The organism is Phaeovulum veldkampii DSM 11550, from assembly GCF_003034995.1.
In the GTDB taxonomy this organism is placed as follows: Bacteria; Pseudomonadota; Alphaproteobacteria; order Rhodobacterales; family Rhodobacteraceae; genus Phaeovulum; species Phaeovulum veldkampii.
Window position 1 is genome coordinate 1 of record NZ_PZKF01000032.1, and the last position, 23673, is coordinate 23673.

The 23673-nt window shown below is 64.7% G+C and carries 13 protein-coding genes; 11 read left to right on the forward strand and 2 right to left on the reverse strand.

Annotated features, from left to right (window positions below; all coding sequences use genetic code 11):
• Positions 1 to 580 (forward strand): hypothetical protein (locus tag C5F46_RS12425; RefSeq protein ID WP_459562100.1); only part of this gene is annotated, 580 nt, incomplete at its 5' end.
• Between the two features lie 236 nt (positions 581 to 816).
• Here C5F46_RS12425 and C5F46_RS12430 read toward each other — a convergent pair.
• Complete coding sequence (locus C5F46_RS12430; RefSeq protein ID WP_107325669.1) at positions 817 to 1098, reverse strand: hypothetical protein; 282 nt, start codon at positions 1096 to 1098, stop codon at positions 817 to 819.
• 636 nt (positions 1099 to 1734) lie between these two features.
• Here C5F46_RS12430 and C5F46_RS12435 point away from each other — a divergent pair.
• Complete coding sequence (locus C5F46_RS12435; protein ID WP_107325670.1) at positions 1735 to 4353, forward strand: hypothetical protein; 2619 nt, start codon at positions 1735 to 1737, stop codon at positions 4351 to 4353.
• A 135-nt stretch (positions 4354 to 4488) separates the two neighbouring features.
• On the opposite strand, the gene C5F46_RS12440 is transcribed toward C5F46_RS12435, so the two are convergent.
• Positions 4489 to 5484 carry a helix-turn-helix transcriptional regulator gene (locus C5F46_RS12440; RefSeq protein WP_107325671.1) on the reverse strand — a complete coding sequence of 332 codons (996 nt, stop codon included), beginning with the start codon at positions 5482 to 5484 and terminating at the stop codon, positions 4489 to 4491.
• Between the two features lie 103 nt (positions 5485 to 5587).
• Here C5F46_RS12440 and C5F46_RS12445 point away from each other — a divergent pair, with 103 nt between their 5' ends.
• The 9 genes from C5F46_RS12445 to C5F46_RS12485 all read left to right on the forward strand — a co-directional run bounded on the left by C5F46_RS12445 (position 5588) and on the right by C5F46_RS12485 (position 23608).
• A complete protein-coding gene (locus C5F46_RS12445; protein WP_107325672.1) occupies positions 5588 to 6301 on the forward strand; it encodes a hypothetical protein in 714 nt (237 codons plus the stop codon).
• 64 nt (positions 6302 to 6365) lie between these two features.
• Positions 6366 to 7481, forward strand: a complete 1116-nt coding sequence (locus C5F46_RS12450; RefSeq protein WP_107325673.1) for a metallophosphoesterase family protein — start codon at positions 6366 to 6368, stop codon at positions 7479 to 7481.
• Positions 7478 to 10084 carry an AAA family ATPase gene (locus C5F46_RS12455; RefSeq protein WP_107325674.1) on the forward strand — a complete coding sequence of 869 codons (2607 nt, stop codon included), beginning with the start codon at positions 7478 to 7480 and terminating at the stop codon, positions 10082 to 10084. The genes C5F46_RS12450 and C5F46_RS12455 overlap by 4 nt, the downstream gene beginning before the upstream one ends.
• Positions 10085 to 10192: 108 nt before the next feature.
• Entirely contained in the window at positions 10193 to 12658 is a 2466-nt protein-coding gene (locus tag C5F46_RS12460; RefSeq protein WP_107325675.1) for a type I restriction-modification system subunit M, read from the forward strand.
• Positions 12651 to 13949, forward strand: a complete 1299-nt coding sequence (locus tag C5F46_RS12465; RefSeq protein ID WP_107325676.1) for a restriction endonuclease subunit S — start codon at positions 12651 to 12653, stop codon at positions 13947 to 13949. The genes C5F46_RS12460 and C5F46_RS12465 overlap by 8 nt, the downstream gene beginning before the upstream one ends.
• Before the next feature lie 15 nt (positions 13950 to 13964).
• Positions 13965 to 17231: a type I restriction endonuclease subunit R gene (locus C5F46_RS12470; RefSeq protein ID WP_107325677.1), complete on the forward strand. Its 3267-nt coding sequence runs from the start codon at positions 13965 to 13967 to the stop codon at positions 17229 to 17231.
• Positions 17231 to 17983 carry a M48 family metallopeptidase gene (locus tag C5F46_RS12475; protein WP_107325678.1) on the forward strand — a complete coding sequence of 251 codons (753 nt, stop codon included), beginning with the start codon at positions 17231 to 17233 and terminating at the stop codon, positions 17981 to 17983. The genes C5F46_RS12470 and C5F46_RS12475 overlap by 1 nt, the downstream gene beginning before the upstream one ends.
• Before the next feature lie 133 nt (positions 17984 to 18116).
• Positions 18117 to 21038 (forward strand): hypothetical protein, encoded by a 2922-nt coding sequence (locus tag C5F46_RS12480; RefSeq protein ID WP_107325679.1) that lies wholly within the window; start codon positions 18117 to 18119, stop codon positions 21036 to 21038.
• Positions 21035 to 23608: an amidohydrolase family protein gene (locus C5F46_RS12485; RefSeq protein WP_107325680.1), complete on the forward strand. Its 2574-nt coding sequence runs from the start codon at positions 21035 to 21037 to the stop codon at positions 23606 to 23608. The genes C5F46_RS12480 and C5F46_RS12485 overlap by 4 nt, the downstream gene beginning before the upstream one ends.
• Positions 23609 to 23673 lie beyond the last annotated feature (65 nt).

Consider the following 23673-nt stretch of genomic DNA (forward strand, 5'->3'; position numbering starts at 1 on the left):
CGGGCTAGTATTCTTCAACGAGGTGGTGTCCGAGGCAGCTCGGGCCGGGGACGCTGCGCCTCTGATTAAGTCGGTCGTGGCCAAGACCCAGTCTGAGGGATTCGGCGTGATTCGAGAGAACAGCGAGCCGTGGGTCGCCGACCTGAACGCACGGATCGGGTCGTTGCAAAAGCGCGCTAAGGATCTCAAGAGCGTAACTGACTTTGACACAGATGAATACCGGCGGCAGGCAAAGGACTTTTACTCGGATCTGCGCGAGTCGTGGGAACGGGCCGTAGAGGAGGTTCTCTTTCGGAAGACCGTTCAAAGGTTCGTGCCCGACGTCAAAACGCAGAGCCTTAAAGAAGTTACTGTCACCGACGAAGACTACCGGACCATCTACTTCGCGATGAAGCGAGCTTCAGAGCGGTCCGGCCACGATATGTCTGCTGGCAGAGATTTGCCGCAACCTTCTCCGGATGAGATGGCAGCTGATCTCAAAGCGCTCGACGATTTCAGAATCGAGATCGACAAGAGGAAGAAGGCAACTTCCGCCGCGCGATCCGCGCTCGAGAACCCGGTAGGCGCAAAACTGATTTAGGGAGCCGAGCATCGATCGGGTGAACGTTTCGGATGTCCGCTTCCGTCGCTTTTTGAGCCGGATGGTGTCCAGCCGCTGACAGTCCCAAATGTGGTCGATGGTCGGTGCCGCAGCGAAGGCTTGGTTCCCGTAGTTAGCGCCTGCGTAGCGCTTCGTGCTGCGGGCGTCACGCTTGGCCGCCTCGGGCTGGGACCGGTCATGTGCTGTGCTAGGCACGAATGACGGCGTTGGATCGTTCACATTTTCCATTGCATCCGGTCGGGACCGAGGATGTGGTACTCGTAGTGGCTGCCTGGGTTCCGCCCGCCTTTCTTCAGGGTGGTCAGCAGGATCAGGGTGTTGTCAAGCCGGACAATTCTCGTGTTCCAGTTTCCGGGGCTGAACCGCGCGCCGAAGAGGGGCGGGATGTCTTCACGTGGGTATTCGCGCCACAGGTCCGGTCCGGCTGCGGTGAAGTCTGCCGGAGGATCGTCGGCTTCATGGTCCGGCATGGTTCCCAGCCAACATTCGGCCAGCATCGCGGCGGCCTGATCCTCCGGATCGGGCCGGGTCAGGCGCAGGCGGTTGCCCTCGACTTAGAGGAGTGACTCGAAGGACCAGAAAGCGCGCTCGTCTTCTGACGTTGGGGTGTCGTTACGCAGGTGGCGCAGTGCCTCCAGCGCGGGCGGGGTCGAGGACGGTGTTCGGGTTGCAGAAAGAGGGACAGCCCGTCGGAATTTCGGGGCGACGTGATGGCGAAGAGGCGGCGTGCCGTTGCTGGCCATGGTTCGGGGTGCGGAGGACGGCCGGGTCGGCCAGCCTCCGCGCCTGGACCTGCCGCCCAGTGCGCTGCGGCGCAGCAGGGGGGCGTTGCGGCAAGCAAAAGGCTCACCGGACCCTCTGAAAAAGAACAGGAAAAACAAATCAAGAAACGGGGTGGGAGGGTCCAGCAGGCTGCTGGTCGCAGCGATCGATCGGCCTCCGGGCCGGTCGAATCGCGAGAAGGGGTCGAGGGGGTATCCCCCTCGCGAACGGGTTTTTGTGATGTCGGGGGCCCCCCGACAGCGCAAAAACATTAGTGAGTAACAGACCGGACATTCCCACGGATTTTTCGCTGAGTTTTTTCACGCCCCTCGCGGAGGCTTGGACCAGCGAAATCTGCCCGGAACCTGATCATGTCCATCCACGCCCATTTTGACAAGGCCGATCGTATCGAGCGGCTTGATGAGGCCCCGATTGTCCTCCGGTTCGAGCCGATGTTCCCGCGTGATCTGAAACGCCGGGAGATGCACGGGAACCGGCGCGGGGGGGATCTCACCCATATCCGCGCGCATCTGTCCCATCTCAACTGGCAGGAGATCGGCGGACCGGATTGGATCGACAGACTGAACGCACGCATTGCGCAAGCGGCTCAGGAGAACCTCCAGGAGGAGATTGACGCGAGGACGCGCAAGGGGCGCCACAAGGAGGCGCGAGAGGTCAGCCGCCGTGGCCTGGTCGATCCCTGGAAATATACCCGGCTCGGCCCGCTTCGCGAAGGCGTCCTTACCGTCAACAAGCGGTGGCTGGGGGGTACGGGGTTGGAGGAGTGGGACCTGCGCCGTGTCTTCGATTTTCTCGATAGCGCCATGGACTTCCTGACCGAGAACTTTCCCGGTGATCAGTTGTTGGAAGTGCATGCCGATGTCGACGAGGAAGCCTTCCATCTGCACTTCGTGGTCGGCGTCTGGGTTGAAAAGTTCAGCGAAAACAGGGGACGCCAGCGCCTTCTTCAGCCCTCGGCCAACCCGCTGATCGCGCGCTATGAGCATGCGCAGGACGTCGCTGGGGAGGCGTTTCTGGCTCTCGGGATTCATCGCGGGGAACGTAGGGCCGAAGCTGTCCGGCAGGCGCTTGCCGCAGGACTGGAAGTGCCTGAACCGCGTCGGCATATCCCGCCGACTCAGTGGCGCCGGGAACAGCGGCGGCTTGCGCTCGAGGACCGGGACCGGATCCGGGAAGCAGCCCGGGCCGAGGCTGCGGCCACCGTCGCGGATGGCGTGGCGCTGGCGAAGTCCGCGGTGAAGAAGTCCCGCAAGCGGTCCATCGCCGAGGCGAAGGCCCGGAAGGCGGAGACGGATCGGCAGGTCGCAGCTGCCGAGCGCGACCGGACCCGTGCGGAGGCGCAGGCCGAGGTTGCGCTGCGCGCGAAACGGGAAGCCGAGGACGCCCGTCGCGAGGCGGATCGGCAGGCTGAAGCGGCGCGCGCGCAGTCCGTCCGGATCATAGGCTCCGCCAACGACCGCGCCGGCGTGATCCTCTCCGACGCGAAACTGGTCGGGACCAAGGCCCTCAAGAAGGCGCGCAAGCGCGCCGCCCGGGAAACCCAGGCCCAGCACGACGAGGTCCGGTGCATGAAGGCGGAGACCGCCATCGAGTTGCGCCGCGGTCAGCTGGCTGCGGCTTTTGTCCGGGGGCGGACCTTCCGTCTCCAGGAACGGGCGAACAGCCTCAGCCGCGACATCGAGACGAAGGCGCAGATCTGGGCGGAGCGGGAACGCCAGCACCGGGAGGCGGAGCTGCGGCTGGCCCGGATCGAACAGGAGCGCACGGCAGCGGAGGCTGCGATCACGCAGGCGAAAGATGCCGCCGCCGGGATCCTTGCGACGGCCGAGACGCGGGTCGAGGAAGCCCGGCAGGCTCTGGCGAAGGCTGACGCGGACCGGATTGAAGCCGAAGGTCTTGTCTCGGCGGCCCGGGAAAAGGCCTCTCGGATCACGGAGGCTGCGGAGGACCGGGCCGGGGTGATCGTCGCAGACGCGACGGCGCTCGCGACCGTGACGCTGCGGAAATCGCGCAAGCGCGCCATCGCGGAGGCCCGAACCCGGCGGGCTGAAACGGACCGGGCGGCTGCCGTTGCCGAACGCGAGCGGGAGGCCGCGGAGACCCGGGCTGAACAAGCCCGGCAGGCGCAGGCGCGGGCCGAGGCCGAACGCGAAGCGGCCGCGGAGGCTGCGATGGCGGCGCAGGCAGAAGCCGCCCGTGTTCAGCAGGCGGCCGAAGCAGCGGCGGACCGGATCCGGACCGAGGCGGTTGCGGCCGCTGAAGTGGAGCAGGCGCGGGCCGATGCTGCGCGTCAGGCCCGGGACGAGGCTGAGGCCGCCCGCCTCGCGGCGGATCAGGCGGCTGCCGAGGTGATCGGGAAGGCTGACGCCGAACGGGCCGAAGCTGCCCGGGCCACTACCCGGGCCCAGGTGGTCACGGCCGGGCTTGCCGCGCTGACCGAAGAAATGGCCGCCGGGACCCTGGGCGTGCGGGAAGGCGGTCGCGTGATCGCGCGTGCACCGGAGCTGTTGCGTCCGGCCTTTCCTGAAATCGGCCCGGCAGTTCGGGCCGCCGCGACAGTCGCGGAACAGACCCGCGCGGCGCGGCGCGAGGCAGATGCCGTCGGTCGGACGACCGAGGAGGAACGCGAAGCGGCGAAGGAGGAGATCGCCCGGAAGCGGGCCGCCGCAACTGCGGCTATCGCGAAGGAGCGCGAGGTGGCCCGGGACGAACTCGAAAGGCAGCGGCTGGCGGTGACTGCGGACCTCGACATGAAGCGCGCAGACCTGGACCGGCAGGAGACCGAGGTGAAGAAGCAATGGGCCTTCCTGGGCACCCTGCTGGAGCGGTTCGAACCTCTTCTCAGGAAGCTGATGCAGTGGCTGTCCCATCCGGATCTCCCTTCGTCGATGAAGGACGAAGGGATCGGTCTGGCCGCCGAGGCCTTCAGCGTGTTGGGCGCCTTGCGGCAGGACGATCCGGATCCGTGACGCCTGTTGCGCCAAGTTGAAGGTGACGGATCGTCCCGCATCTGGGCGCGGGGGGCAGGGTGTGCCGACTGTGGTCCTTATGTGACGAGGGTGATCAACGTTTGATGAAGGGTGCCGCTGGTCCGGATTCGCCCGTTAAGGCAGCGCCGGGAAATCGCCGCGCCGGTGCCGCTCGACCATTGCGCGCAAGGGTTCCGGCGCCAGCACCTCCACCGCGTCGCCCCACATGTACAGAAACCAGGCCATCTCCAGATGGCCCGAGGCGGTGAACCGAACGGTCAGGCTCCCGTCCGCCTCTTCGGTCATCTCCTGTGTTGGGTGGAAAAGGAACTCTCGAGCAGTGGGGGCTGCGGCGGGGGTGAAGCGCCAGACAACCTCGCCGTATTCGGCATCCGTGTGGAAACTGCCGAAGGCGCGGGCGGCGTGGGTGGACAGGTCGAACGCCGGGTCGCGGGCGAAGCTGTCGGCCTCCAGCCGGGCCGAGGTGATCCGGTCGAGGCGATAGTGCTGCATCCGCCCGTCGCCGCCCGCCTCACGCGCGACGAGGTAGCGGCGGGTGCCGAGGAGCAGGCCATGCGGTTCCAGCCGCCGCGCGCGGTCGGGGTCGCGGCCCCCGGCGTAGACGACCGTCAGCACATGCGGCCCCTTCAGCGCCGCGCCGATCACCCCCATCAGGTCCGGTCCAACGCGCACCCGCGGGCCGGGGCGCGAGGCGAAACCGTGCGCTTCCAGCACCGCTTCGGCATCGGCTTCGGCCCGGCGGGCGTGCGGCCCCGGCATCGCCGCCAAGAGCCGGTCGCGCAGGCCGGACAGGGCGCGCACCTCGGTCGCCAGCCCCTCGCGCTCGGCCCGGCGGATGGCAAGTTCCAGCGCCGCCAGTTCGCTGTCGCGGATGCCCTGGGCCAGCATCAGCCGGGCGTCATCGGCGCGCAGTTTCCAGAACTTGCGTCGGTCGTCATCCACCCGCGTGATGCAATGGGGGAACATATCCTCCAGCGCTTTCGTCATCCGCTGCGCGGTGCGGCGGTCGACGCCGAACTCCTCCTCGATCTCGGTCAAGGACACGCCCAGATAGCGGGCGGTCGCGAGTTCCGCGAGGCGCAGGAGGTCGGCGGCTTTCTGGAAGGACATCGCAGCACCCTGTCAGAATTTGCCACCCTTATGCCCCAGATTGAGGGTGTTGACGATTCCTTTACCACGATTCCGCCCCCACCCCTTTCAACAGGAGACCCCGATGCAGATGAACCACGCCGCCTTCGCCCGTTCGCCCGCCCTTCGCGTCTCGCTCAAAAGGGGCCTTGCGCGGCAGGTCATCGCGACCGCAGACCGCGACGCGCCTGACATGCCGGGCCTCATTCGCATGGCGGCAGGCCTGCGCCCCAACGCCAAGGCGGTGGAACGCCTTGCCCTTCGGCTGAAGGGCCGCCCCGGTGTGGTGCGCGTGGCGATGGCGCCCGGCGGCAAGGCGCTGAGTTTCATCACCCGCGCCGTGCGCGCGGTCGAGGCGCGCGTCGGAGGCGCGACGGTGTTCCACGAAACTGGCCTGATCTACCTGCGCGCCCGGGTCGGGATGGTGGGCCCGATCCTCGGCTTCCAACTGTCCGCCGTCAGCTTCTGCACCCATGCGCTGGAGCGGCTGGTGGAACGGTCCGAGATCGACCTTCAGAACGCGCTACTGCCGCAGGTCGATGCCGAGGCGCAGGCCATCTTCCGCGGCTGGGATCGTGCGGCCCGGATCGAGGAGGCGGGCGACGAATACTACCCTGCCGCCTCGCCGGGCCTCTGGGCCGGAGGCCATGACGAGATGGCGCTGGACCCGGACTGGGGGCTGTCCAACGGCTGCGGGCGTCTGCCGGTCTTTTCCGCCCGCACCTTCCTCTCCGAGGCCGAGATGCGCCCGACCGTCTGGCTGCGCTGGAAGGATGATCCCGCCTGCCGGATGGCCTGAGGCAAGGGGTTGATCGGGCGGGATTTCCCGGCAAGGTTGGGACAAGGGCAAAGGCAGGTCAGGCATGAACGCATTCCGGTTTCTTCACTCTTCCGACCTGCATCTGGGCCGCGCCTTCGGCGGTTACCCCGAAGGCATCCGGCACAGGTTGCGCGAGGCGCGGCATGGGGCGATTGCCCGGCTGGCGCAGGCCGCGCGGGCGGGCGGGGCCGGGGTGGTGCTGCTGGCGGGCGATACGTTCGACGCCGAAACCCCCGCGCCCGAGACGCTGCGGCAGGCCCTGCGCGCGATGGGGGAAGAAGGCGATCTGACCTGGGTCCTGCTGCCCGGCAACCATGACAGCCTTGCCGCATCCGAACTCTGGCGGCGCATCGCACAGGACGCGCCCGCGAACCTGCGGGCCATCACCGATGACGCCCCGGTGGAACTGGCCCCCGGCCACTGGCTCCTGCCCGCGCCTTGCACGCAGCGCCGCCCCGGCCGCGACCTGACCGAGGCGATGTCGGCCCCCACGCCCGAAGGCGCGCGGCGGATCGGGCTTGGCCACGGCGCGATCACCGATTTTTCCGGCGAGGAAGGGGCGACCGGCATCATCCCGCCGGATCGCGCCGCGCGCTCGGGCCTCGATTACCTCGCCCTTGGCGATTGGCACGGGCAGATGCAGGTGACGCCCGCCACCTGGTATTCCGGCACGCCGGAACCCGACAGCTTCAAGCATGACGCACCGGGCCGGGCGCTGCTGGTCACGCTGGACGGCCCCGCGCAGGTAACGCCGGTGGACACCGCGCAATTCCGCTGGATGCGCCCGGCGCTGGACCTGCTGCCGGGCGAGGATGTGGCCCCGCGCCTCACCGCCGCCCTGCCTGTGGCGCGCGCGCGGGATCACCTGCTGCGGATCACCGTGACGGGGCGCCTTCCGCTGGCCGACCGCGCCGCGCTTGAGGCGGCACTGGACGCCCGCGCGCCGGATTTCGGCTGGTTCGAGGCGGACTTGTCCGCGCTGGCGGTGGAGGCGCTGCCCGAAGACCTGGACCAGATCGACCGGGCGGGCGCGCTGCGTCAGGCGGCCCAGGTGCTGCTGGCCGAGGCCGGGGATGCGGCCCTCAGCCAGGCGGACCGCGAGACGGCTCAGGCAGCCCTTGCCCGGCTTTATGCGCTCACGCAGGAGGTGCGGGCATGAGGCTGCGGGCGATCGAACTGACCAACGTCCGCCGCTTCGCGGGCCAGCGCGCGCGGCTGTCGGGCATCGGCGACGGCATCACCGTGCTGTCCGAACCCAACGAATTCGGCAAATCCACCTTCTTCGACGCGATCCATGCGCTGTTCTTTGAAAAGCACGGCAGCCGGAACGCCGCGATCAAGGCGCTGCAACCCCATGCCGGGGGCGCGCCCGAGGTGGCGGTGGAGGTGGACCTGCCCGAAGGCCGGTTCCGCATCGCCAAGCGCTGGATCAGCAAGGCACAGGCGCAGGTTCTGGACGCCACCGGCCGCCTGATCGCCCAGGCCGACGAGGCCGAGGCCTGGATCGACCGGCTGATGGGCGGCGGGCTTGCCGGGCCTTCGGGCCTTTTGTGGGTGCGTCAGGGGCTGATGGGGCTTGAATCCGACGACAAGCGCGAACGGGAACGCGACCTGTCGGCCCGGCGGGACCTCATGTCCTCGGTCGCGGGCGAGATCGACATGATGACCGGCGGGCGGCGGATGGATGCGGTGATCGACCGCGTGGCCGAGGCGTTGGCGAAGCTGGCAACCGATGGCGGCCGCCCGAAGGCCGGGGGCGAATGGAAGCGCGCGGTCGATGAGGCGGCGGCGCTGGCGGCGGAAGAGGCGGTGCTGCGCCCGCGGGCAGAGCGGCTTTCGGGCGATCTGGCCCGGCGGACCGAAGTGAACCGCACGCTGACCCGCCTGACCGACCCCGCTGATGCCGCTGCCCGCGCGCAGGCGCTGACGGATGCGCAGGCCGCGCATCAGGCGGCGCTGGCGCACCAGGCCGAGGTCGCGCAGGCCGAAACCGCCCTGCGGCTTGCCCGGCTGGATGCCGACCGCGCCGGGCAGGAGATCGCGGCGGCGGAAACGCTGGCCGCCCGCGTGGCCGCCGCGCAGACCGCGCTGGCCAAGGCGGATGATGCCGCTGCCGCCGCCCGCGCCCGTGCCGATGACCTTGGCCAGCGCGACCGCGCCGCGGCCGGGGCCGCCGAGGCGCTTGCACACCAGACCCGCGACCTGCGGTCCCGGTTGCAGGCCGCGACCCGGGCCGAGACCGCGCAGGCCGCAAAGGCACAGGCCGAGGACCTGCAACGCCGCTTCGACCGCGCGACAGGGTTGCAAACGAGCCTCGACCAGACCCGCGCGCAGCGGGCGCGGATCACCGTGACCGCCCGGATGATCGAGGCCGCCGAAAAGGCGCAATCCGCCCTCGACCTTGCCCGCGCGCGGGCCGAGGCGCAGGCGGTGACCATCGAGGCCCGTCCTGATGGCGCCCCCGCCATGCTGAACGGCGCGGCCCTGCCCGGTGGCCCAGTGCCGATCCTTGCCGCCGCCGACCTGACGCTGCCGGGCTTTGGCGCGCTGCGCATCGACCCCGGCGCAGGGCGCAGTTCCGACGCGATCACAGAGGCCGAACAGGCCCTTTCCCGCCTGCTGGCCGAGGCGCAGGTGGAAAGCCTGCCCGCCGCCCGCGCGCAATGGGCCGAGGCGCAGCGGCTGGAGGCCGAGGCGAAACAGGCCGCTGCCCTTCTGGCCGAGGTCGCACCCGAGGGGCTGGATGCGCTCCGCACCGCGCTTGCGCGCGCCGAAACGCTGGCCGCCGATGCCCCCGAGGCGACCGAGGAGGCCGCCAGCGTGACGGCGGCGCTGGCGCAGGCCGAGGCCGCTGAACAGTCCGCCCGCGCCGCGGCCAAGGCCGCGCATGACCTGTCGGTCCAGGCGGGCGAGGCGCGCGCCGCGACCGAGGCCAACCGGGCAAGCGCCGAACGGCACCTGGCGGCTGCCCTGTCCGAGGCGGGCGATCCGGCCGCCCTTGCCGCCCGCATCGCCGAGCTGAAGGCCCGCGCGCCCGCATTGTCCGAGGCTGCCACAAAGGCCGAGGCCGCCCTTGCCGCCCTGCGCGCCGCGGCCCCCGACCTGGCCACCGCCGAGGCCCGGCTGACACGTGCGAAAGGTGCCGTCGATCAAGCCCGCCACGCCGAACAGAAGGCGCGCGAGGATCTGGCGAGCCTCAACGCCACGATCCTCGCGCTGGCCGAGGAGGGGATCGAGGAACGTCTTGCCACAGTCGCCGGTGACCGTGCCGAGGCCGAGGCCCGCGCGGCCCGCTACGAGGCCGAGGTGCGGGCGCTGACCCGGCTGAGGCGTGCGCTGGACGAGGCGCGGACGAAGGCGCGCGACGCCTATTTCGGCCCCGTGCTGCGCGAGCTTCAGCCGCTGCTGGCGATCCTGCACCCCGGCGCGCAGCTGACCATCGACGACACCAGCCTTTTGCCCGCAACGCTCACCCGCAACGGCCAGCCCGAGGCGCTGGAGATCCTGTCCGGCGGCACCCGCGAACAGGTGGCGATCCTGACGCGCCTTGCCTTCGCCCGCCTCTTCGCCACCGCCGGCCGCCCGGTTCCGGTGATCCTTGACGATGCGCTGGTCCATTCCGACGACGACCGGATCGAGGCGATGTTCGACGCCCTCCACCGCACCGCGCGCGACCAGCAGATCCTGGTCCTCACCTGCCGCCAGAGGGCCTTTGCGGCACTTGGTGGGGAACGTGCCGAGGTCGGGCTGGAGGGCATATGACGGCAGAAGGACAGAACATCAGGTTCATCCAAGATTACCAAGTGCTTAACGGTTGTATTAAACAGCCTGATGGCCCACCTTGCAGTAAAAGACCGTGAGAAAAACTAAATGCCCCTGACGCTTGCCCAACTTGAGCGGCACCTTTTCGCCGCCGCCGATATCCTTCGGGGGAAAATGGATGCCTCGGAGTTCAAGGAATACATCTTCGGGATGCTGTTTCTGAAGCGCTGTTCCGACGTTTTCGAGCAGGCCCGGCAGGGGGTTATCGAAAAGCGCATCGGAAACGGCATCGCGCCTGAACAGGCCGCAGAAGATGCCGAGAACAAGGTCTGGTATGGTCGCAGCGGCACGTTCTGGGTTCCACCGCAATCCCGGTTTGCCTTCCTTGTCGATGAAGCCCATGAGAATATCGGCGACAAGCTGAACAAGGCCCTCGGTGGGATCGAATCCGAGAACATCGCCCTTGAAGGCGTCCTTGACCACATCGACTTCACCCGCAAGGTCGGCCAGAGCAAGATCAGCGACCAGAAGCTGCGCCAGCTGATCACCCATTTCTGGGAAATCCGGCTTCGGAACGAGGACTTCGAATTCCCTGACCTCCTCGGCGCCGCCTACGAATACCTGATAGCGGAGTTCGCCGACTCAGCGGGCAAGAAGGGCGGCGAGTTCTACACCCCCCGGTCCGTAGTCCGGATGATGGTGCGCCTCCTGAAGCCGACCCTTGAACACGACATCTATGACCCCTGCTGCGGATCGGGTGGCATGCTGATCGCGGCCAAGGATTACATCGACGAACACGGGCAAGACGGGCGCAAGGCCAACCTCTTCGGTCAAGAGAACGCCGGCACCGTCTGGTCCATCGCCAAGATGAACATGCTGCTGCACGGGATCAGCAGCGCCGACCTGCGCAACGAGGACACGCTGGGCGAGCCCCAGCATGTCGACAACGGCGAACTGCGCCGGTTCGACCGTATCCTGACCAATCCCCCGTTCTCCCTCCCCTGGGGGTCAAAGGACAAGGACCGATCTGGGGAATACACATGGCAGCCCAAGTTCCCCGAACGCTTTTTCCACGAGGTCCCGCGCGGTGCCAAGAAGGCTGACCTCATGTTCCTCCAGCACATGCTGCACGTCACGCGTGACGGCGGCATGATCGCCACCGTCATGCCCCACGGCGTGCTGTTCCGTGGGGGCGACGAGGGCAAGATCCGCCAGAGGATCATCGAACAGGACCAGATCGAGGCGATCATCGGCCTCGGGCCCCAGCTCTTCTACGGCACAGGCATCCCGGCCTGCGTCATCGTCCTACGTCAGCGCATCCAGAACGGTGCGAACCTTGTCTCGGGCAAGCCGAAGGACCGGCAGGGCAAGATCCTCTTCATCAACGCCGACCGCGAGTATTTCGAAGGCCGGGCGCAGAACCACCTGATGCCCGAACACATCGAAAAGATCGTCACCACCTTCGAGGAATACCGCGAGATCCCCGGCTTTTCGGCCATCGTCGACATCGACACCCTGCGCGACAACGATTTCAACCTGAACATCCGCCGCTATGCCGACAACGCTCCGCCGCCCGAACCGCATGACGTGCGCGCGCATCTGGTGGGCGGCATCCCGAAGGGGGAGGTCGCGGCCAAGACCGACCTGTTCCGCGCCCACGGGCTGAACCCGATGGACCTGCTGGTCCCCCGCGATGACGGATACCTCGACTTCGCCCCGCACCTGACCGCGAAATCCGACCTGAAACCCGCCATCGAGGCCAACGCGGGCCTGCAAGCGCGCGAGGCCGAAATCCGGGCCGCCTTCAACGCCTGGTGGGCCGCGCATCAGGACGGCATCGTGGCGCTGGCCGGGGCAGATCAGGCCGCCGCCCTCATCAAGCTGCGCGATGAACTCCTGTCCAGCTTTTCGCAAGCGCTGGAGGGGCTGGCCATGCTCGACCCATTTACCGTGCGGGGCATCATCGCGCAGTTCTGGCAGGCCTCGCGGTTCGACTTCCTGACCCTGATGGCGCGCGACAGCCGGGGCGTTGTCGATGCCTGGCGCACCTCCATCGTCACCGCGCTGGAGGACAAGGGCAGCAAGGACAGCCCGCTGGACCACAAGCTGGTCAGCTTCCTGATGGGCGGCTTCGTGCGCGAGATTGCCGAGTTGGAGGCGCGCAAGGCGGAACTTGACGCCCAGATCAAGGCCGCGACCGCCACGCCCGAGGAGGGCGAGGAAGATGATGACGACGCCGAACCCGTGGACGAGGCGCAGGTGAAGCGGTGGAAAAAGGAACTGGCCGAGGTCAAGAAGACGCTGAAGGCCAAGCACGCGCAATTCACCGATGCGATCAACGGGGCCGTGGACGGGCTGACCGAGGGGGATGCGGCGGCGCTGATCCTGAGGATCCTGCATGACGACATGGAAAAGATCCTGACCCGCTACATCGCCGCACAACGCGGGCAGATCGTGGCGGCGTTTGAAACCTGGTGGGACAAGTATCGCGTGACCCTGACCGAGATCGAAGCCGCGCGGGCCGAGGCGACGGACAAGCTGGCCGGGTTCCTGAAGGGGTTGGGGTATGTCTGAGGCCCGAAACGAATATGCGGAGTTCTTAAGCGCAGTCCCTGACCGCTGGTCGAAGGTCAAGATGCGCGAAGTTGGTCGTATTGTCAGCGGCGGCACCCCTTCGCGCGATGCGCCGTCTCTGTGGGGCGGTGGGATACCTTGGGTGACGCCCGGTGAGTTGACCGCTTTACCGACAAAGGAAATCGAGAAAACCGCAGAGACAATTTCACCAGCAGGGCTTGCGGGAAGCGGTGCGAACCTTCTGCCCGCCAATTCGTTGCTCATTACGTCCCGCGCTACGTTGGGCGCGCGAGCCGTGAACACCGTGCCCATGGCCACCAATCAGGGCTTCAAATCCGTGGTGCCCTTTGACCGCCGGTTCACCGACTATCTTTTCCACCTGACCGAGAAGATTAAGCCTGAGATGGTTCGTCGGGCATCTGGCTCGACCTTCCTTGAAATCTCCGGTTCTGAGTTCGGCGACATCGTGCTTCCGTTGCCTCAAGCTGATGAAGCAGCCAAAATCGCCGAAGTCCTCGACACGCTGGACGCGGCGATCCGGGGGACCGAGGCGGTGGTGGCCAAGCTGCGGGCGATGAAGCAGGGGCTGCTGCATGACCTGCTGACCCGCGGCATCGACGCGAACGGCGACCTCCGCCCCCCACAGCCCGAGGCTCCCCACCTCTACCACCAAACCCCGCTGGGCTGGCTGCCGAAGGAGTGGGAGGTTCGCCTGCTTGACGATGTTGCGCAGCGCGGAAGCGGTCACACGCCTAGCAAGTCCGTTGCTTCCTATTGGAACGGCGGGATCAAGTGGGTGTCCTTGGCGGACTCACACCGTCTCGATCAGGTTTACATACGAGAGACCGACAAAGAGATCAGCGAAGCGGGCCTCGCGAATTCCTCGGCGGTCAAACATCCTGAAAACACGGTCATTCTCTCACGCGATGCTGGTATCGGAAAGAGCGCTATTCTCGGCTCCGAAATGGCCGTCAGCCAGCATTTCATGGCTTGGCGGTGCGGTGCGAAACTGAACCACATGTTCCTTTACTACGTGCTCCAGCGGGAAAAGCCTAGGTTCGAGGCGATTGCGATGGGAAGCACCATCAAGACAATCGGCCTGTCATTCTTCAAGAAATACGCCATCGCGCTGCCCCCTAGGGCAGAGCAGGACCGTGCAGCCGAGATTCTGCTTGAGGCCGAAGGCAACATCAGCCGTCAAGAAGAGGAACTCGGCAAGCTCAAATCCCTGAAATCCGGCCTGATGGACGACCTGCTGACCGGCAGGGTTCCCGTCACGCCCTTGTTGTAACCGAAGGGTCCGGTCATGGGGCACGAGTATGACGATGTGGAACTGCCCTTCCTGAACCAATGCCGCGCCATGGGCTGGCAGGTGCAGGAGGGGTCAAAGGACGACCCCAGCCTGACCGGGCGCGCGACCTTCCGCGACACCATCGCCGAGGCCTGCTTGCGCGACCGTCTGCGCGCCATCAACCCCGGCCCCGACGGCCAGCCCTGGCTGGACGATGCCCGCCTGTCCGAAGCCGTCAGCGCCATCACCCGCCCCGGCCAGCGCGGGCTGATGGAGGCGAACCAGGCGGTGACGGAACTCCTCCTGCGCGGCCTGACGGTCGAAGGTCTGCCCGGCTGGGACGGCGGTCGCGGACAGACCATCCGCTATATCGACTGGGACGATGTGGGGGCCAACACCTTCACCATCGCCAACCAGTTCCGCATCGATTGTCCGCCGGGCCATGATGTGGGCAAGGGCTTCATCATTCCCGACCTTGTGCTTTTGGTGAACGGCATCCCGGTGGTGGTGGTCGAGGCGAAAAGCCCCGCCATCCCAGAACCGCTGGCCGAGGCGGTCAAGCAGCTCCGCCGCTATCACAACGCCCGCAAGGCCGCGTTGGAGGTGGAGGACAACGAAGGGGCGCCGGCGCTGTTCGCCTCTGTCCAGTTGCTGATCGCCACAAGTTTCGATCAGGCCCGTGTGGGATGTATCGGTGCGGGGCTGGAACATTACGGAAGCTGGAAAACCGTGGTCGGCCCGGATGGCACGGGGTCGGAGGATGCGGTGGCGGCGGGTTTGGGGAAGAAGGGCCTGTCGGAACAGGAACGCCTGATCGCCGGGATGCTGCGGCCCGCGCATCTGCTGGACATCCTGCGGCACTACCTGCTGTTCATGAATGTGGGCGGTCAGATCATCAAGACCGTCTGCCGCTATCAGCAGTATCGCGCCGTGAATCGCGCGCTGGAACGGCTGCGCACCGGCAAGACGCGGCTGCAGGATGGCGAGTATGACCGGCGCGGTGGGATCGTCTGGCATACCCAAGGGTCGGGCAAGAGCCTGACCATGGTGTTCATGATCCGCAAGATGCGGACGGATGTCGCACTGCGGAAGTTCAAGGTGATCATGGTCACCGACCGCCGCGACCTGCAACGCCAGCTGTCGGAAACGGCGACCCTGTCGGGCGATGTGGTGGAACTGGCGACGAATGCCGGGGCCCTGAAGCGGCTCGCGCGGCGCAAGGGGCCGGGGCTGGTGTTCGCCACGATCCAGAAATACCGGACCGAGGAGGATGTGCCCGAGGTGACCAAGGGCCCAGCCTTCGAGGTGCTGAACGAGGATGAGACAATCCTTGTCGTGGTGGACGAGGCGCACCGGACCCAGGCCGGCGACCTGCACGCCAACCTGATGGCCGCCCTGCCGAACTGCGCCCGGATTGGCTTCACCGGCACGCCGATCATCATGGGTGAAAAGAAGCGGACAGCGCAGATTTTTGGCGATTTCATCGACCGCTATACGATCAAGGAAGCCGAGGCCGATGGGGCCACGGTGCCGGTCCTCTATGAGGGGCGAACGGCCGAGGGCGCGGTGAAGGACGGCGCCACGCTGGACGGGCTGTTCGAGGACATGTTCCGCGACCGGACCGAGGATGAACTGGAGGCGATCCGCAAGAAATACGCGACGAAGGGCAACATCCTCGAAGCCCCGGCGCTGATCGCGGAAAAGGCCCGCGACATGCTGCGGCATTATGTGACGAACCTGCTGCCCAACGGCTACAAGGCGCAGGTCGTGGCCTACAGCCGCCTTGCGGTGATCCGCTACCATGCCGCTCTTCTGGAGGCGCGGGATGAGTTGCTGGCGCAGGCGGCCGCGCTGTCGGACCACGACAAGGCCATGGACGATGAGGTCCAGTGCACCAAGCCGCCGGTGACGCAGGCCCTCGTCCAGGCTTGGCGGTATCGCGAGACGCTGGCGCGGATCGAGTTTGCGCCGGTGATGTCGGGCGGCAACAATGATGACCCGACCTGGCGGCAATGGACCGAAGGCCATGCCCAGGAAGCCCGGATCAAGCGGTTCAAGAAACCCCTGTTCCACAAGGACCAGAGCAAGACGGATCCGCTGGCGTTCCTGATCGTCAAATCCATGCTGTTGACCGGCTTCGACGCCCCCATCGAGGGGGTGATGTATCTGGACCGGTCGATCCGCGAAGCAGAACTCTTGCAGGCCATCGCCCGGGTCAACCGGACAGGTTTCGGCAAGTCTTGCGGCATCGTCGTGGACTATTTCGGCGTGGCGCATCACCTGAAGGCCGCCTTGGCCGCATATGCGGACGAGGATATCGAGGGCGCTCTGGTCGGGCTCAATGACCAGATCCCGGTGCTTCGGGATCGCCACATCCGGGTCATCGACATTTTCCGCAGGGCCGGTCTTGAGGACCTTTCGGATGATGAGGGCTGCCTAAATGTCCTTGCGACCGAGAAGGCCCGGGCCGAGTTCACAGTCAAGCTCAAGGACTTCCTAACCTCGCTTGAAATCATCCTGCCGCGTCCTGAAGGGCTTCCTTTCGTCAAGGATGCGAAGCGGTTGGCCTATATCCATGCCCGTGCGCGGAATCGATACCGCGATGTCATGTCGCTTGGGTCCGATGTCGGGGCAAAGGTCCGCAAGCTGATCGATGACCATGTGATTTCCTTGGGGATCGACCCGAAGATCCCGCCCGTTCAGCTGACCGATGCGAACTTTGACAACCATGTCGGGCAGACGACGGGCAGCCGTGCCAAAGCGTCGGAGATGGAACATGCGATCCGGTCGCACATCCGCAAGAACCTTGAGGCGGACTCTGTTCGTTTCAAGAAGATGTCGGAGCGCCTGAAGCAGATCCTCGAGGGTCTTGGCCAGCAGTGGGATCAGATCATCGAACAGCTCCAGGCGCTTATCGATGAGCTTCGCTCAGAAGGCGCACCCGCTGACGGGACGGCGCCTGACATCCCCGAGGTTTATCTACCCTTCTTGCGGACCGTGCTTGAGGCTTGCGCCGCGGGGCCGCAAACGGACCCAGCCCAGCTGCAGGCCATCCACCAAATGACCGTCGAGATTGTTGACCGGATCATTGAGGAGGTGGGCTCCAACCGTTCGATCTGGAGCAGCTTCAAGCTTGCAGACCAAGAAAACCTTCGCTCGGAGATATTCGAGATCATTTTTGACCGGCGGCTGAGCGGGTTCACAGTGGCCGATGCTGAAAGCCTTGCCGATCAGTTGATCCAGCAAGCCAAGGCAAACGACGAAAGGCTCAGGACTGCGTGATGCGTCGCCTTCCGCTTTCACCGATCAGAACTGGCGGCAAGCCGACTCGAACCAGTGATCACAGGCTGGAGGTCGATGGCCTGTCATTCGAGGTGCACAGGAGTAATCGGCGCAAGACCTTGCAGATCACGGTCGAGCGGACCGGCGCGCTCTCGATCGTTGCGCCATCTCAGGCTGCAGACCAGCAGCTGCTGGAGTTCGTTGAGGAAAAGCTACTCTGGGTCCACACCAAGATCGAAGAGAAGGCGCGGCTCCAACAGAGGGCGCCGATCAAGGAATTCGTTGATGGCGAGGGGTTCCTGTATTTGGGCAAGAGCTACCGGCTCAGGCTGATGGAAAACCAACTCGCTGATCTGTCACTTCGCAACGGACGCTTCTGCCTTCGCAAGGCATCCGCGCATCGTGGACGTGAAATCTTCGTAAGCTGGTATACCCGCCGGGCGCAGGATTGGTTCGAACGACAAGTGACTGAGCAGGCGAACCGGATGGGCGTGACCGTCAGAGAAGTCAAAGTTCAGGATCTTGGTTATCGCTGGGGATCATTCGGTAGTGGCGGTCGGGTGTCTTTTCACTGGAAGGCCATTCTGCTGCCTCCTCGGATCGCACAATATGTGGTCATTCATGAACTCGCCCACGGCCGTCACCCGGACCACTCGGCCGCCTTCTGGATCAAGGTTGAACAACATCTCCCTGATTGGCGCAGTCGGAAGTCGTGGCTGGCCGAAAATGGGATCCAGGTTGAAGGAATCTGAGCGGATACTTGGAGCACATGCGGTAGGAACGAAAGCGCTAAGGACCCTCTGTATTAACGACCGACGGCCCGGGGGACCGGTCACAAGGAAGAATTAATACGATAGGTTTTGCAGGAATTTGGGAGAATCAGAAATGGTTGAAACAAATAAACCGGAAGTGATCATCAATCTGGGCGCCGACCGGACCGATGGGATCCTTCAGCGGGATGTCATGCAGCAACTGCTGAAGCTTTTGCCGGAGAGCGATTCCCCCGCTGACAAGGACTCTTCCGATCCTTGGCCCAATATTTCCCGCACCCCTGTCAGCCTGCAGATAGATCCGCATCACAAACACCGTGCTATCCTGCTGGCGGGGCGGCGGGGCGAAGGCAAGACCACCTTCCTGACTGACCTGCTGGGCAGGTTCGAAGAGCACAGGTTTGACGATATCGACGGCATCGACCGGACCAAGGTGCCGCGATTGCACAGCCTTGGCCTGATCGACCCTACCATGCTGGAAACCAAGCAGAACATCATTCTGTCGGTCATCAGCCGGATCCACGATGTGGTCGAACATCGCCATCGGATGGGGGATCTGACGGGCGCGGCGGGGGACAGGTCCTATCAGGACATCAGGGAGGCCTTCGCGAAGCTGGCCCAGGGGGTGACGGTGCTGGACGGGGTCGGCCACGACCTGCATCAGGGCGAGAACTGGGCCGATGCGCGGTTCATCATGGACCAAGGCCTGACACGGACCGAAGCCGCCTACGGCTTCACCACCCGCCTGAAAACATATATCGCGGCGGCCGCCACCTACTTGGGCGGCAAGGGCTTTCTTCTGTGCATCGACGATGTCGATACCCGATTCGACATCGGTCAGAGGGTTCTGGAAGCCCTGCGGAAATACCTGACAAGCCCGTATCTGCACATCATAGTCTCGGGGGATCCGGAACTGATGCTCACACTGGTGCGCCGTCTGCATTGGCAAGAGATGGGGCCGAGCTATCTGAACTTCGAGCAGACCCTGCATGCCCCCGGGGCGCGCGCCTCGCAGATCGATTCGGTGCTGGACCAGATGGGCAGTCTGACCGACCAGTATCTGACCAAGATCCTTCCGATCGAGCGGCGACTGCGTCTGCATCCGCTTGCAGAACTGGACGGGGTTTCGTCGGCGGACCACCGCGTCAAGCTCCGGTTCAACTCCCATGAGCCGAAGCTGCTGCGCGAAGTTACGACGCGCATCGTCGCACGGGTCTGGGGCACCATGCCCGTGGAAGATACGGAGCACCTTCGGTTCACCCTTCTGAGCCTGCCGATTCGCAGCACGCTTGAGATCTTGCGGGCCAGCGCCACGGCGACGGGCGATCTGTCGAATGTCGACGCCAAGCGGGTTGTCGAGGCCTTGTTGCAGATCTCGCAGTCCGATCTGCGCAATGTCGATGCGCCCCCGATCGAGGCCCTGCGCGGCTCGGCCGCCGCCCCAACCTTCGCGCTGATCGCCGGGTGGTTCTCGAAACATCGGATGTGGCAAAGCCATGGCGAGCTTTCAAACCGCTTCGCCGATGAGCGCGAAAGCCGGGTGGCGATCAGCGTCTCGGCCCTGTTGGCCGACCGCTGCCGCGGCGATCTGGGGGCGATCCTGTCGTTCTGGCTCAGCTTCGCGCTGTTGCAGGACCGCGCGGAACGCCACGGAAACGCGCTGGAAAGCGGAGCCCCCGCCGACAAACGGCAGCTTTTCGAGTTTCTGGGCATGGAGCGGCTTGAACCGACTTACGTGCAGATGGGGCGCTTGGCCGCCTGGGACCGGGGCGTGGCGGACAAGCGTCAGGTCCTGCTTGGTCTGCGCCTCAGTGGCATTGCCGTGCCGGCAGGCCGGATTCGCAACCACGACGAGGCTTTCCGGGCGCTTTTTGGAAAGGAATGGCGCTATAGCAGCGCGGCGGGTGCGAAAGATCCACGTAAGCCTCTAGTTTTTTTCGATGGCAAGGGTCGCAGCGCAACTCTTGACGATCAGATCGAGATGTTCCCCGAAGAGATCCGTCCCTACCACCAGCGCCTCAAGAAGGCGCAGGTCGGGGGGTATCGGTATGGCGGAACGCGCCAGTATTTGAAGCGGGGGGTTTACAACACGATCGAGGATCTGGTCGACGGGTTGACAGGTGCTGCCAGTGACGTTGTCCGATTGCCCTATTCCAACGTGCTCAGCGGCCAAAGTTCTGCTTTGGGCAACTACGGATTCCTGCGATTGCTCGCGGTGTTGATCAATGTCCTTAACGCGGCGAGTGGCGCAAAAACCGCCGAGGAGGCAGGACCCGCCGTGGCTGAAGCGCTGGCGCAATCCATGATCCTTTACGGTCATCCGACACGCTTCGCTCAGGAGGTCGGTGTCGATGCGACTGAGGAGGTAGTGGAGGAGGAAGCAACAGTCAGCCAAGACAATGAAGAGGGGGACGCCACATCCGGCGAAAGGGCGGATGATGGAGGAAGTCTTGTGCTGGCGCTGGCAGGCTGGGCTGTGAAATCGCAGGAGCTTCTGCAGGACAGGACGCTTGCGCCCAAGGCCTTGCTGGCGATCTGGAAGCGATTCAATTTCGCACAGGGACGTCTGTTCCAAGACCCGGTCTACGCCGGTCAGAACCGCCGCTATCTGGGCTTCATGATGCATCGCAGCGTGGTAATGTTCCTGCATGCCGTCGGGGTCGAGGCGCTGCGCAGCGAAAACCTGCCGCTTACCTCCAGGCTCCAGAACAACCCGACGCATTCGGACAAGTTGTTCGATGAGCTTCTGGATGATCTGCAAAAACGATCCGACTTCAATAAAACGGCCGGGGGACGGCTGTTCCAGAGTCTGTTCACCTGTCCGATCTGGGGCTTTTTCCTGAAAGACGTGCCGCCAGCACAGGGCGCGGCCACAGACCCGGTCAATATCCGCGTGCGCTACCTGGCAGAGCTTCCTGAGCGTTCGGACAGCGAGGACCTGTTCAAGGCACTGTTCCAGCCCGCTGGAAAGGATGTTACGCCCGTGGCGTTCGCCGGCCTCTATGATCTGCTCAACACGGTTTATATCCAGCAATGAGCGCGCTTTTCCTGCGGCGCGCCTTTGCCGAAACCTCGGCACTGGCGGCCTTGGACCGTGGCGCGCTGCCCAACTACGACCAATGGCGGCGCAGGCTGTATCTGTTGGAACAACGCCACGTTGCCGGGCAGCCCGATCACCTGCTGAAGGACTACCGCGATTCCAGGCTGCCTGCCGAGGGCTTGGGCGCGACCCATGGCTTCGGAATGATCGCCTTGGAGGTGCTGCAGCAATTGGCGGCGCGATACCTCGAACGCTGTGCCGGGCGTGTGGTGGTGCGTGCGCCGATGTTTCAGGACTGGCATCAGATGATCACACATCTGTCTCCCCTGGCGATCCAGGTGGCGTTTCGGGTGAAGGAGGGCCGGGCCCCGCAGGATCCCGCTGCGCTGATTGAGTGGTTGCAGGACGAAATCGGCGAGACGGCCCTGTTGACGCCTGCTGATCCGACGCTTGAGCGTCTGATCGAGTCCGAGGGTCTGTATGAACTACACATGCATCTAAATGGCTCGACGGAAGTCGATGTCATCTGGCAGGACGCCTTGCGCCATCCGGATCGATATGCGGAACATCTCCGGGCGGGCCTGTCGCAGGAGATCGTCGCGGATCTGTATGAAGGTCTGGAGACCGGGCTCGACTCTTATATGTTCGCGGGCAGACTGCGTGCCGCAAGGCGCCTTCGCTACATGCTGGCCGAGAATCTCGCGGCGGTGGAACGGGGCGGAAAAGACCGGATGGGGTTGGGCGCGGTGCTGAACGCCGCCCGTGCCGACCTGTCGGACGGCGAGCTTGAGCGCAGCGATGAATTCGAGGGCGCGCAGGCGTATCGCAGACCCAAATCCTCGACACTGCTGGAGAATGCCCATCCGTTCCTGATCCTTGCCCCCTGGGTCAGCGCGGCTACCCCCCCCATCGTGCTGGAGGCGGCGTTCCTGTTCCGCGTTCTGGCCGCCTTGCGGGCCGGAACCCTGGGCGAGGCCTCCGGCCTTGCGCTGTTCCACAGCTTGGCGGTTCAGCAGCAGGTGATCGCTCTGACGGTGCAGCAACTGTCACAATTCGGCTTTGATCAGTTTCAGAAGTTCACGATGACCGAAATGCGCAGCAAGCTGGAATCGGAAAGCTATGCACCGCGATTTCGACAACTGACTTTGCATCCCGATTTTCGGCTGATCCGCCACCTTGAGGGCCGGTTTGCCCCGAAGAACACCGACGCGGACAACAAGGCGTTGATCGCGAAGATCATTCGTGGCGCGATGCAGTTTCGCGGTATCAATCCGCCGCACGACAATTTTGACATCCTAAATAAAAATGCGCCGAACTGTCTGCTGGGTGGCCGCAGCAGGATTGGTCGACCGGACTTTGAACTGTCGCTCGTCGCTCATTTCATCAAGGGCAAGGATGTCTCGGACCCCGAAAGCGGCTTGTTCAGGGGGCAGCGGCGAAAGTTGCAGCATCAGGCACAGGCGCTTGAGAAAAGCTGGAAAACGTCACCGGCAATCCGGGACCTGTTGCAAGGCGTCGATGCCGCCGCCAACGAATTGCACAATCCGCCCGAGATCTTTGCCGCAACCTTTCGCAGAATGCGCCGGGTCGGCATTCCCCATGCGACCTATCACGCCGGCGAGGATTTCCGTCATCTGATCGGGGGTATGCGGGCGATTTACGAGGCGACCAACTTCCTTGATCTTGGGAAGGGGGATCGCATAGGTCACGCGACGGCGGCAGGGATTTCCCCTTGGTTGTGGCTGGAACGCGTCGGTGACCGTGTTCTGACAACGAAGCGGCACCTGTTGGACGACCTTGTTTTCGCGTGGTCTTTGCTGCGCCACATGCCAGAATTTGTGGCCAGCACCCAGGAGCTTGCGTTTCGGATCGCGAACGCATCGGTCGATCTGTACGACCGTGAAATCTCGGCGCCGCTGTTGCTGGCCGCCTGGCGGATGCGACGGCTTGACCTGCTAGAGATCCTGCGTCCGGGACGGTTCGATGATCCTGACTGGGGCAGCTTCGATCTATGGAGACGCCGTGCTGAACGTGAAGCGAGGCATCTGACCCAGGCGATGTCCGGGACCACGGCCGGTGCGGAACTGCTCCTGATCCAGGAGGCATTGCTGAATCAACCGGCGGCTTTCGCTCTTCACCTTGAAACGATGAAGCGATGGGAATCAGGGCGTGGGTCAGAGACCTGCGAGGTCGATGCAAACTATTTGCCTGCCGGCACTTTGCTGGCGCTGCAGAACGCCGTGCTGACCGAGATCGTCAAGCGTGGCATGGCGATCGAGGCCCTACCGACCAGCAACCTGCGCATCAGCTATTACCGCGATTTCCATGAACACCACCTGTTCCGTTGGCTTGGTCTTGCGCCGGATACACTTTTGTCGGTGAAACCTGATATTGTCGTGGGAACGGATGACACTGGGATTTTCGCCACGAATCTGAAGATCGAGTTCGCGCTGATCGCCGACACATTGCGGCAACACTTCAATCTAGCGGAACGTGAGGTAGAAGCACACCTCTCGCGGTTGAACCGCACGGCAGCTTCTTTCCGATTTCGGCCTCGGAGAACTTGAGTGTTGTTTCTCACCCAGCACTTAGCCGGCTCAGTTCTGGGTGAGAAACAACAGCCGGATTTACT

Excerpts from the sequence above, each read along its gene's own strand:
- C5F46_RS12475 (WP_107325678.1), top strand. The coding sequence starts at position 17,231 with ATGCGTCGCCTTCCGCTTTCACCGATCAGAACTGGCGGCAAGCCGACT.
- C5F46_RS12480 (WP_107325679.1), top strand. The coding sequence starts at position 18,117 with ATGGTTGAAACAAATAAACCGGAAGTGATCATCAATCTGGGCGCCGAC.
- C5F46_RS12450 (WP_107325673.1), top strand. The coding sequence starts at position 6,366 with ATGAACGCATTCCGGTTTCTTCACTCTTCCGACCTGCATCTGGGCCGC.
- C5F46_RS12430 (WP_107325669.1), bottom strand. The coding sequence starts at position 1,098 with ATGCTGGCCGAATGTTGGCTGGGAACCATGCCGGACCATGAAGCCGAC.
- C5F46_RS12435 (WP_107325670.1), top strand. The coding sequence starts at position 1,735 with ATGTCCATCCACGCCCATTTTGACAAGGCCGATCGTATCGAGCGGCTT.
- C5F46_RS12465 (WP_107325676.1), top strand. The coding sequence starts at position 12,651 with ATGTCTGAGGCCCGAAACGAATATGCGGAGTTCTTAAGCGCAGTCCCT.
- C5F46_RS12445 (WP_107325672.1), top strand. The coding sequence starts at position 5,588 with ATGCAGATGAACCACGCCGCCTTCGCCCGTTCGCCCGCCCTTCGCGTC.
- C5F46_RS12470 (WP_107325677.1), top strand. The coding sequence starts at position 13,965 with ATGGGGCACGAGTATGACGATGTGGAACTGCCCTTCCTGAACCAATGC.
- C5F46_RS12455 (WP_107325674.1), top strand. The coding sequence starts at position 7,478 with ATGAGGCTGCGGGCGATCGAACTGACCAACGTCCGCCGCTTCGCGGGC.
- C5F46_RS12440 (WP_107325671.1), bottom strand. The coding sequence starts at position 5,484 with ATGTCCTTCCAGAAAGCCGCCGACCTCCTGCGCCTCGCGGAACTCGCG.
- C5F46_RS12485 (WP_107325680.1), top strand. The coding sequence starts at position 21,035 with ATGAGCGCGCTTTTCCTGCGGCGCGCCTTTGCCGAAACCTCGGCACTG.
- C5F46_RS12460 (WP_107325675.1), top strand. The coding sequence starts at position 10,193 with ATGCCCCTGACGCTTGCCCAACTTGAGCGGCACCTTTTCGCCGCCGCC.